9 protein-coding genes are annotated in these 11,676 nt (G+C 42.8%); 8 read left to right on the top strand and 1 reads right to left on the bottom strand.

The genetic code is table 11. The annotated features are described in order from the left end of the window. Nucleotides 1–69: 69 nt before the first annotated feature. Together radA and B050_RS0102595 are read left to right on the top strand one after the other, a co-directional pair. Nucleotides 70–1,446, top strand: coding sequence for a DNA repair protein RadA (gene radA / locus B050_RS0102600; protein ID WP_018472322.1), 1,377 nt, complete (start codon nucleotides 70–72; stop codon nucleotides 1,444–1,446). Between the two features lie 343 nt (nucleotides 1,447–1,789). Then, on the top strand, nucleotides 1,790–2,212 hold the full coding sequence (locus tag B050_RS0102595) for a secondary thiamine-phosphate synthase enzyme YjbQ (protein ID WP_018472321.1): 423 nt from the start codon (nucleotides 1,790–1,792) through the stop codon (nucleotides 2,210–2,212). Nucleotides 2,213–2,292: 80 nt separating this feature from the next. Here the strand turns inward: B050_RS0102595 and B050_RS0102590 are convergent, their stop codons facing one another. Beyond that, entirely contained in the window at nucleotides 2,293–2,949 is a 657-nt protein-coding gene (locus B050_RS0102590; RefSeq protein ID WP_018472320.1) for an HAD family hydrolase, read from the bottom strand. Nucleotides 2,950–3,587: 638 nt separating this feature from the next. Between B050_RS0102590 and B050_RS0102580 the strand changes: the two genes are divergently transcribed. From B050_RS0102580 to B050_RS0102555, 6 genes are all read left to right on the top strand, one after another. Continuing rightward, the gene (locus tag B050_RS0102580; protein WP_018472318.1) at nucleotides 3,588–4,151 is read left to right on the top strand and encodes a YfiT family bacillithiol transferase; all 564 of its coding nucleotides are present in this window, start codon (nucleotides 3,588–3,590) and stop codon (nucleotides 4,149–4,151) included. 85 nt (nucleotides 4,152–4,236) lie between these two features. Continuing rightward, nucleotides 4,237–5,382: an alpha-L-fucosidase gene (locus B050_RS21975; RefSeq protein WP_018472317.1), complete on the top strand. Its 1,146-nt coding sequence runs from the start codon at nucleotides 4,237–4,239 to the stop codon at nucleotides 5,380–5,382. 327 nt (nucleotides 5,383–5,709) lie between these two features. Then, nucleotides 5,710–8,151 carry a TonB-dependent receptor gene (locus B050_RS0102570; RefSeq protein WP_044201492.1) on the top strand — a complete coding sequence of 814 codons (2,442 nt, stop codon included), beginning with the start codon at nucleotides 5,710–5,712 and terminating at the stop codon, nucleotides 8,149–8,151. 24 nt (nucleotides 8,152–8,175) lie between these two features. Further along, on the top strand, nucleotides 8,176–9,456 hold the full coding sequence (locus B050_RS0102565) for a hypothetical protein (RefSeq protein ID WP_018472315.1): 1,281 nt from the start codon (nucleotides 8,176–8,178) through the stop codon (nucleotides 9,454–9,456). Nucleotides 9,457–9,821: 365 nt separating this feature from the next. Then, entirely contained in the window at nucleotides 9,822–10,511 is a 690-nt protein-coding gene (locus tag B050_RS0102560) for a phospholipase D-like domain-containing protein (protein ID WP_018472314.1), read from the top strand. A 158-nt stretch (nucleotides 10,512–10,669) separates the two neighbouring features. After that, entirely contained in the window at nucleotides 10,670–11,287 is a 618-nt protein-coding gene (locus tag B050_RS0102555; protein ID WP_229802420.1) for a sigma-70 family RNA polymerase sigma factor, read from the top strand. Nucleotides 11,288–11,676: the final 389 nt, after the last annotated feature.

Genomic DNA, 11,676 nt, shown 5'->3' with positions numbered 1-11,676 from the left:
TCCGGAATAGGAAGAGTATCTGTTGTAAGGTGGATAACTGGCCTTGTTCCTAATTAATTATAATCCTGTATGCCGAAAATTAAGACTGCTTTTTTCTGTCAGAATTGTGGAAACCAAAGCCCAAAATGGGTGGGTAAATGTCCTGCTTGCAATGAGTGGAATACCTATGTAGAAGAGGTTATACACAAGGAGGAAACTGGCCGTGGAAGCTGGAAAAGCAATTCGGGCGCTACGAAGAGGACGAATTCGCCCAGGAAATTACAGGAGATAAACTTTGAAGAGCACCCTAGATTAGTCACCAAAGATGCCGAATTGGATCGGGTCTTAGGAGGAGGAATTGTGCCGGGATCACTTACCCTTATTGGTGGAGAGCCCGGCATAGGTAAGTCCACTCTGATGCTGCAAATTGCGCTGATTCTTAACCAAACCAAGGTGCTCTATGTGTCCGGGGAGGAAAGTGAAAGCCAGATAAAAATGCGCGCCGACAGGATGAAGCATCATTCTGATCATTGCTATGTGTTATCAGAAACTAATACCCAAAATATCTTTCAGCAGGTGGAGGCGGTGCAACCCGATATTTTGGTGATCGACTCCATCCAGACTTTGCATAGTAAGCATGTGGAATCTGCCGCTGGCTCGGTCTCTCAAGTGAGAGAATGCACCGCAGAATTAATGAAGTTTGCCAAAGAAACGGGAACCCCGGTTTTTCTGATTGGGCACATTACTAAGGATGGCTCCATCGCTGGTCCCAAGATGTTGGAACATATGGTGGATACCGTTTTGCAGTTTGAAGGGGATCGACATCTTTCCTATCGGATTTTGCGGACTTCCAAAAACCGTTTTGGATCGACCAATGAGTTGGGTATTTACGAGATGCGCTCTGATGGTCTTCGGGAAGTGGCTAATCCCTCCGAAATTCTACTGAGTCAGGGCGATGAAGTGCTTAACGGCGTGGCAATCGGTGCGATGCTGGAGGGCAATCGTCCACTGCTTATTGAAATCCAATCTTTGATCAGCCCGGCGACTTATGGCACACCGCAACGGAGCAGCACGGGTCATGATGCTAAAAGGCTGAATATGCTGCTGGCGGTGCTGGAGAAACGTGGAGGAATGCGGCTGGGACAGCAAGATGTGTTTCTGAATGTGGCTGGAGGTATGCGTGTGGATGATCCAGGTTTGGATCTGGCGGTTTGTGCAGCCCTGCTGTCTTCGTATGAGGACTCTCCTATCTCTTCGGGAATGTGTTTTGCAGGGGAAGTGGGCCTTGGTGGTGAAATCCGTGCGGTCAATCGTATAGAAAACCGCATTGCTGAAGCGGATAAGCTAGGTTTTAAAAAAATAATTGTTTCCCGGTATGCGGTTAAGGGTGTTGACTTATCCACATTTGGCATTGAGGTTATTCCTGTTTCCAAATTGGATGAGGTCTATATGCGCTTATTTTCCTAATCTCGGCTCACTGTTACGAGCTTGTTAGTTTGCATATACTAAGTATTCTTATTTCATTGCACATACTTTTTTATATCAAGTGATTTTATATTTAAGAATCCCATATAGATTTTTTTTCTTTTTAGGAGCTGGCTTATAGTTCATTCATAATTGGTGCGGTACTATAGATTATGCTAATGTTTTAGATTACTATGCACAGTGAGGAGGCTTTTTCAGTGATTCAATCCGTAACAATGAGATATAAGAAGTCAGTTTGTTAATTAGCTTTTATTAATTAACGCCAGAGTCACTGCTTTGAATTTTTCTTTTAATTTGTGCTGGCTGCTGTGTAGTTTTGTAGGATATGAAATGCTATCAAAAACATCTTAAGCTACGACCATTTTCTCGAGGGTTTCACCTGATTACGGATGAGGTGGAGTCGGCCATTCCAGAGATTCGAGAGATTAAAGTGGGTATGCTTCAGGTATTTATCCAGCATACCTCTGCTGGGCTTACCATTAATGAAAATGCCGATCCTACTGTACGCAAGGACTTCGAAACGTTCATTAATGACATGGTTCCAGAAAGTTATCCACGGTTTATCCACACCTATGAAGGCCCAGATGATATGCCAGCACATATCAAGAGCAGCATGTTTGGCTGTTCGGTTCAGATCCCTATTTCTGCAGGTAAATTGGCCCTAGGGACATGGCAGGGCATATATTTGGGAGAATTTAGGGATTATGGTGGCTCTAGGAAATTGGTGCTCACCGCCTATGGCCAATAAAAAAACGTGTAGAAAATATCGATGGCGATACTTTTCCACACGTTTGCACGTTTTTATAGCCGTAAAAAAGCCTTTTGGTTTTATCCCAATAATTCCTGAATATTTTTGATGTTTATTTCTGTATAATCTTTGATGTATAGGTCGCAAGGTGGCAACTCCTCTTGGGTATGAGAGGTAAGCACTCCCACCACCTTCATACCTGCATTGATGGCTGCCGAAACACCCGAGAAAGAATCCTCAAATACCACACAGTTTTTGGGTTCAGTACTTAGCTTACTGGCTGATTTGAGGTAAACCTCTGGCGCTGGTTTATGACTGCTTACGTCCTCACTGGCCATCAAGGATTCCATATTGGAGCGGATCCCCAGGCTGTCGAGGATCAAGTCCATATTTGCACGCGGTGCGGAAGTTCCTACACCAGTTTTGAAGCCTTCACTTTTCAAAGCCGCAAGAAATTCCATATAACCGGGAACGGCCATCACCTGATCAGCATAAATCTCCCTGAAAAGCCCTTCTTTTTCGTTTTCAAGCTCGGAAAGCTCCTCAGCACTAATCTCTTTTTGAAGGAAATGGCTAAATATATAGCTATTAGGTTTTCCATACATATGATTAGCATATTCCTCCTGGCTAGCTTGCATGCCACGCTTGGCAAAAAATGCATCAAATGCCTGCGAATGAAAAGGGTTCGTATGGCAAATGACGCCATCCATATCAAATATCACTGCTTTATTTTCCATAAAGCAAAAGTAGCGGTTTTTTTAGACACCGTAAAATGCATTCTATTATGAGGATGTTATCTTGATCATTCCTTCACTTATATAATTGTAAGGATTGGATAGAAGATGCCTACAGTAAGGATATTTCATCCAATGGAAGTTATCAAGGTATGTTTTTTCGAGAGTTCCTTAGCATTATATAAGGGCTAGCTGTTTTCTATCCTGACATAAACCTGACTTTCTTTTGCCTAGATTAAAGGCTATATTCCTAAAGGGTGAATTTCACTGGAGTAGGCATAGTGTAGAATATTCTCCTCACTGTAAGGGAAAATGATTTTGCCCGGAGGGCTAATAAGAAATACTAACAATCACTAAAGCAAAGGATGCAATAGAGGCAATACCCAGTCTATGACGCTTACTTATCCACATTCTTACCTATGCAATTTACTTGCTTCAACAAGTATTTTTTACCTGATTTAAAAATAAAGGGCATATTTGGCCTTCATTTTGTTTAGAAGGCTTTACCATCTCAAGCGCGCTTTTAGGAGTGGCCTTTGAGCAGGTAAACATAGCCTTTGCTTAAGCCTTACTTTTATAGAAGCTTAATGATTTTAAAGGTTATATTATATTCATCATAAACCACAAAAGCACATACTATTATGGATTCGGTAGAACTGGAGAAACTCAAATACCCTATTGGTCAGCATCATGAGCAGACCTATTTTTCGGAGGAAGACATTCAACATTGGATCAGAGACATCAGCTCTTTTCCTGAGCAATTGGAGCAAATCACCGCTTCACTGACTGAGGAGCAGCTCGAATACCTGCATAGGCCTGATGGCTGGACGGTAAGACAACTGGTACATCACTGTGCTGATAGCCATATGAATGCCTTGATGAGGAGCAAACTGGCTCTTACCGAGCATAAGCCTGTTGTCACCACTTATGATGAGGTGAAATGGGCCAAACTTAATGATAGCATGGCCGCTGATATTAGTAGTTCACTGGAAATCCTTCATGGTATCCATCAGCGATGGACGATGCTTTTGGACAATCTGAATGAAGCTCAGCTAAAGCGTACTTTTTACCATCCCGGACAAAGAAGAGAGGTGAGTCTGGGTGGCGTGATAGACCATTATAGCTGGCATGGAAAGCATCATCTTGCCCATATTCGACAAGCGCTGGAATATAAAGGGGATTTTGAACGGGAATATATTCTTTAAAAATTTTGGGGTTTAGGCCTAATTGTCTTGGGAATTTTACAAATTGGTGAGTGAAAGATGAAATTTCATTTAAGGCCTCACTATAATGTATCTGAAAAACTCCCTGATTGTACTCTTAACCTTTATGATGCTTGGTATGGGTCTGATATCCTGCCAATCTCCCTCGAGTGATATTCCTGCCTATTTGTCTGAGTACGCCGAGGAATATGCACAAGATCCCCGTAAAGCCAACCTTGAATGGTTTGAATCAGCGGATTACGGCTTGTTTTTACACTATGGCCTATATTCTATCCTTGAAAAAGGCGCTTGGGTGCAGTTTCGGGATACCATTCCCTTGAGTGACTATATGCAGCTGACGGAAAAATTTGACGCTAAGAATTTTGACGCGGCGAGGATTGTGGAGGTAGCGGAGCAAGCAGGGATGAAATATATCACGCTGACCTCTAAGCATCATGATGGCTTTTGTCTTTTCGATACCAAGGCGACCGATTATAATTCGATGAATGCTGCTGCCGGAAGAGATTTGGTAAAAGAATTATATGATGCCTGCGAGGCCAAAGGCATGGCTTTATTTCTATACTATAGTTATGGTGCAGATTGGCATCATCCTTATTTTTATAATCCTGAAGACGGTTGGGAAGTGGCCAGGCCTCATTATCAACAGCCTGAGCCTAGCTATAAATACCAGAAACCTGAGGATTTTAGACATTATGTGGACTTTGTGCATGAGCAGCTTACTGAGATGCTGACGCAATATCCTGGGATTGCCGGAATTTGGTTTGACCCCATTATGGGATATTATGCCAATCCTGAGCTCTTTCCAGTGGATGAAACCTATGCACTTATCAGGACATTGTCTCCCCATGCGCTAATTTCCTTCAAGCAGGGAGCCAATGGGCAGGAGGATTATAGTGCTCCCGAACGAGCAGGAAATGCCAAGGTGGGGAATCAATATCCAGTGGCCAAGATCGCCTTTGAGCGTAATCAGGGCAAGCCCACAGAAATATGCAATACCATGCAACCTCATGGCTGGAGCTATATGAAAGCTGATGATGGAAAGCATAAATCTGCCGATCAAGTCGTCGAGATGGTCCAAAATGCAAAGGATATTGGCGCTAATTTATTGCTCAATATCGGCCCAAAACCAGATGGATCCCTTCCTGATGAAGATATTGAGGCCCTGACCGAAGCCGCCCCAAGATTGGCAAAAGTATGGGCCAGCCAAAAATAACGACATTAAAAACCCCTTTTTATACGATGACAGGCTGATAGATACCTTATTTATCAGCCTGTTTTTTTGAGTCCTCTATATACCTCATTGCTCCTTAGTTTTACCCTGCTTTTTTTTCATCCTCCTAAGACTTTGCTATTTATAATAATTAGCCTAGATGGTATCTATCAATTCAAAAATCCAATAAATTTTTTCTATCGCTTAGATTTAATCTAAATAAGCCTTGCTGAAAAGAGGACTTAGCCGTATGTTTGTGTCAAAATAGATTAAATCTAAATAAAGCCGATATTAAATTGATAGGAATTATTTACTGAGGATTTTTTAGTAATGAATCAAAAAAGAAATAAATATAACAATCTCCCATCCATTTTGCTGCTAAGTATAGTACTACTTAGCCACTTGCAAACTGTGATGGCGCAGCAGGGCAAATCCAGCCTTGGTGGTACAGTGACTGACCCAAGTGGCCAGCCATTGGCATTTGCAGTGGTGGGGATTCCTTCATTGGATCATTATACTATGTGTGATGAATCGGGAAGCTATCATCTTCCGGAGGTTTTGCCCGGGGATCAGATTTTAAGCGTAAAGCTTATGGGCTACCAACCGCTGGAGCAGCAGGTCTCTCTCCAGGCCGGCAATCATCATGAGCTAAATCTAAGGCTCCAAGAATCTATGACCAATTTATCACAGGTCGAGGTGCTGGGGAAATCCACCTCTACGGAGATCAATACCAGCGGATTTGCGGTGAAAGCTATTGATACCAAAAACTTCGTAAACCAATCCCTGCAGACCAATGACATTCTGGATCAAACTGCCGGCGTAAGGATCAGGCAAGATGGAGGCTTAGGCTCTAGGGTTCGATACAATATCAATGGCCTTAGCGGCAATGCGATTCGAATATTTATCAATGGAATACCTATGGAAAATTACGGAAGTTCTTTTTCATTGAATAGCATTCCTACCTCGATGATTGAGCGCATAGAAGTGTATAAGGGGGTGGTGCCAGCCGAGTTTGGCAATGATGCCCTCGGAGGAGCGGTCAACGTAATCCTAAAAACCAAATCCCCCAATACGCTGAACGCCTCGATCTCCTATGGCTCTTTCAATACCCAGCAGGCCAGCATCAATGGGAATTACCGAAACGCCAAAAACGGATTTACCTTCAGAGGCTCCGCTTTCTATAATTTCTCCAACAATAATTATAAGGTATGGGGAAATCAAATTTATGTCACTGACAAATTTGGAAAAATCACCTATATCAAAGCACCACGATTTCACGATGACTACCGCTCAATGGGCATCAAAGCCGCGGCGGGTTTTACCAATGTGAAATGGGCGGATGAGTTTTTGGTGGATGTGTTGAGCTCCGGAATGGAAAAGGACATCCAGCATGGCGCCACCATGGAAAATGTATATGGTAATCGCTCCACCTCCCAAAGCACCAATCTGGCGAGCATCAGCTATAGAAAAGAAGATCTCTTTAAGGAAGGCCTGGATGTGAATTTCTTTTCCTCCTACTCCAGTCTGAAGAGGAATGTGGTGGATACGATTCCTTATATCTATAACTGGTATGGAGAATTGGTGGATTTCAATGAGGATGGCAAGCCTGAGGAATGGTCCTCCGGTGCAGAGGCGGGAAGCCCTACCTTGAATGAATCAAGGGAAAAACAAGCCGTCGTTCGTCTGAATGCCCAATATGAGCTCAATGAAAACTTCACCGTTGGGGTGAATCAACTTAGCAATTATTTCAGTCGGAAGCCAGATGATCCCATGCAAGTACAGGAAGTCAGAGACCTGACCGACACCCGCTACCTGAACAAGAATATCACAGGGGTCTTTCTGAACGCCAATGGTATCGATAATAAGCTTAAGACCTCCTTGTTTTACAAATACTATAACCAAACGGTGAGCCTAAAGGATGTGGAATATGAGCGATTTAGCAGCACGCCTGTTCCATATGAATACAGCAAAACCAGCAGTTTTGGTGGGTATGGTCTAGCGCTGGGATACTATATTTTTCCGAAGTTTCAGCTTACGGCTTCCGCCGAAAAAGCCATTCGTATGCCCACCGGCAATGAGGTATTCGGGAACGATGCAGAGGCTATCGACCCTTCCTATGAGCTGGATCCAGAGCAAAGTTATAATGCCAATTTGGGATTCAACTTAGAGGCCTTGCACTGGAATAAGCACTCTTTCCAAATGAATTTCAATGTATTCTACAGAAATACACTGGATATGATCCGCCAGGTGGTGGCCTCAGAGCAGGCGGAGACCTATGGATTTGAAAATAATGATAGAATCCTGAGCAAGGGTTTTGATACGGAGCTGAGCTATTCTTATGACAATAAGCTTACCTGGATGCTAGGCGTCTCGGTCTTCAATGCGCGATTTAATCAGCAATATGACCAATATGGATCCGAATATATCTACTATGGCGATCGACTAAGAAATGCCCCCTACTTCACTGCCAACAGTAATATCAGATATACGGCAGACAACTGGTTTCAGGAGCGTTCACGAAGCACTTTCTATTATAATATCGGATATGTGCATGATTATTTCCGCAACTGGGAGAGCCTGGGAAGCGCGGGTAAGAATGTCATTCCCAGCCAAATGGTACATTCCATTGGTGGCTCCTATACCGTTCCGAGCCAGCGATTCACCTTTAGTTTTGATGTAAAAAACATTACGGATGAGCAGGTATTTGACAATTGGGCCTTGCAGAAGCCAGGAAGGGCTTTCTATGCCAAGCTTACTTATAATCTATTGTAATTAATATTTTAAAAATATACGAAAATGAACAACTATTCTACCAAAATTGCCGCTTTAGTTGCAGGCTTGACTTTGAGCCTGGGAGCCTGTACTGATGATTCTGAGCCTACTCCGCAGCCGGGGACCACTGAGGCTCATCATACGATTGCTTTGGGTGCCGGATCCACTGGTGAGTCTGTTACTTTTGTCCAGAGTCTTGAGGACTTCGGTGCAGATCGGTCTATTTCTTTTAATGCCTATGGCTTTGAAGTGCCTTCTACTCGTACGGCACGGATCTTCCAATCCACTGATGGAAGCAACCTTTATGACCTGGATTACGGTGGAGGCCGTGTGTATAAGTTTCAGGTAAATGGTGGTGAGTCTTATACCCAGCTTTCTGAGGTGAATGTGGAATACGCCATTGGTACAGCTAATCCACGTATTACTCCATTGAATGATGAGTATGCCATGTTACATTATGTGCAAACCGAAAATTATGTGGATGAAACTTCCGGTGCAGTCACCATGAAGCAGGCCAATGCAAGTATAGTTTTACTTTCATTGGAGAACCTTGATATGCAAACTATCGAAAAATTTGAGATTCCTACCAGCGGTGATAATGGCCTGGACTATGTAGGTCGTATCGATGCTCCGGTAGTTGTGGGTGATAAGTTATATTATGGTCTTAGCCGTAGTGGTTTTGATCCTAATGATCCAGACTCCAGAACTATAGTTCCTAATAACACTAATGTGGAGACGATGGTGCTGGACTTCCCAAGTCTTACCAATCCACGAATCATCGGTACCACCGCAGGTGGAGCTAAGGGTGCTACCAATGGCTACAGAACTCCTGTGGCTCATGTAGATGAGAATGATGATATCTATCAGATAGTAACCACTTTGGACGAAAATGATGATACATTCATCCTGAAAATCTCCAATGGCGATTATGATGATAACTATAGCTTTAACCTTTCTGAGCTTCTCGGTCAGCGGGTAAGATCTTACGGTTGGTTCTATGTGGGCAACGGCATCGGATATGTGCCTTATGCTAATCTGGACATCGAAGGTGATAATAACTATTCTGTAGCCAGAGTGGATGTATATAATAATAAAGCGGTGGAGATGAATGTTCCTGATGGCTTATGGCTAAGACAATACCAGAGTGGTAAGATGATTGATGGTAAATTCCACATGGCCCTTGCTCCACTTGGTGAAGGAGGAAATGTGTATATCTTCGATCCAGCAAATGAGACTGCCGACGGATTTACTAAGGGTGCTTCTCTTCAAACGGGTGCTGATGCTTTCTATATCGGTATATACTAAGAATAGGGCTTAACAGCCAATACCATTTTACACCCGCCCAAAAGCAATTTTTGGCGGGTGTTTTTTTTGCTTGCTCCAGCGTGGAAAGCACTTTTTAGGGCTATTTGATAGGGGATTTTCTACTTATCCACACTGGAAGTTGCTGGATTTATAGAAGCCCAGCAATGACATTTATCAATCTTCAGAACTGTAAATCGCCTATAGGGAGTCGCATGGATTGGCAAATGGAATGCTGTCGGAGCTTGGTATTTGTGCTGCCTGGCAATTGTCCTTCATTCCAGAAGCCTTTTCTCAGTCTCTAGGTTTGCTTACTTTATTCCAGTATTTTTAACCTATATTTTTCTATACAATTAAAGATTTAGGATATGAACACCTTGGATCACCTTTTGGATGAGTTTAAAATAAGCTTAGAAGATCACGCCTTATCACGATCCGAAAAGCGAGAAATCAAGTCGGAGGTAGCCGACTTGACGATGCATGAGCGGCAAGTGCTGATGTCGGATATTTGCCAGCTGGCACAGGCTCGGACGCAGGATGTCGATACGCAGAATCTGCTGCAATGGTTTTATGAAGCAGTGAAGCTTTTGCAGCAAAAAGAAACGGCCACAGCCTATGGTTCGGCCTTTTTCAGCCCAGGAAATGCCTGCAGAGATGCCATAATACAGGAATTGCGGATGGCCCAGTCAATTATCCACATTTGTGTATTTACCATTAGTGATAACCAAATTACCAATGAAATCATCGAGGCCCAACGCCGAAATATACCTATAAAAATAATTTCCGATGATGAAAAAGTCTTTGATTTAGGCTCAGATATTGACCTTCTTCGTGAGGAAGGCCTGGCCGTACAGACTGATCATAGCCCTGCGCATATGCATCATAAATTTGCGATATTTGATCGGAAAAAAGTACTTACTGGTAGTTATAATTGGACCCGCTCTGCGGCCAGCCAAAACTATGAAAATATCGTGCTATTGGATGATGTGCACACCGTCCGGACCTTCGAGAAGGAGTTTGACAGGTTATGGGATCGCTTCGAATCGGGCCGAGGCTGATCTTCTTGCCCCCTTTGGGATTAGCTTGTTTCCCTTCATCGCTTTATCCTTAAAGATAACATAATACAAAATGGGATGACATCACCCATCAATCCGCTTACCTTTAAGCATTCGATTGATAAATTTTGGTGTCATCAGCCCCTATTTGATAGCTTCTGTTGAAGTGTAGAATAGTGGAAATTATGCTGCTGCCGCCGGATCTTAACCATAATAATCCAGTGTGCCCTACTGATCAAAAGCTGCTCGCCCAATTGTCAACTGGCTGTAAAGAAGCCTTTCGACTGATTTATGATCAGCATTGGGAAATCCTCTATCAAGCGGCCTATAGCAGATTGCAGGATCAAGAACTGGTCGAAGAACTCCTTCAGGAGCTCTTCGTGGATCTATGGACGAGGCATGATCGATTAGCCATCAATACCTCTATAAAAGCCTATTTATTTACTGCGGTAAAGTATCAGGTGATGAAGAAAATTGATTCTCGGCGCCTGCATCGGTCCATGGGGCTGGAGGAGGTGGAGCTTCCTTATGACCAATATGATGTGCTCGAGCTGGATGATCTTTACGAACAGCTGCATGTGGCCATTGATAAATTACCCCAAAAATCCCAATTGGTTTTTACTATGAGCCGCTTTGATGGTCTGTCCACCGAGGAGATCGCCGATAAGCTGCGCCTCTCCCCCCAGACTGTGCATAACAAAATGAGCCAGTCCCTGAGGTTTTTAAGGTCCGAGCTCAAAGAATATGCACCAGTAATTGCCTTATTACTAGTTCAATAAGCAAAAGTCTTGGAATCTCAGCCTGAGAGTTTCATTACCTTTATATATGAATTATACTCCACTATATTGGTAAATTCAGGGATAGTTCATCTATAGTATATACCTGTTTTTAGTATTACTTACTGGATAGGTTTTAGCATGGATTTTTTCCTATTATAGAAAGCCAAATTATAATGAGTACCCGAGCTCTGGATTATTCATTTCTTTGAAAATTAATCCTAATCTTTTTAAGAGGTTTGTGTATAATAGCCAATTCCTATACATCAATAGATTAGGACAATTATAAGTCCTATATCGACCTTTTTTTAAGGTATAGACGCATTTGTTATCCACATTTTTAGTTTTCACTTAGAGAATGCTGAGTTTTCAATTCGTTTAAAATCTTCTCT

The organism is Echinicola pacifica DSM 19836 (assembly GCF_000373245.1).
Taxonomy (GTDB): domain Bacteria; phylum Bacteroidota; class Bacteroidia; order Cytophagales; family Cyclobacteriaceae; genus Echinicola; species Echinicola pacifica.
The sequence above is the reverse complement of the archived record's forward strand: the minus strand, read 5'-3'. Positions and strand labels throughout refer to the sequence as shown.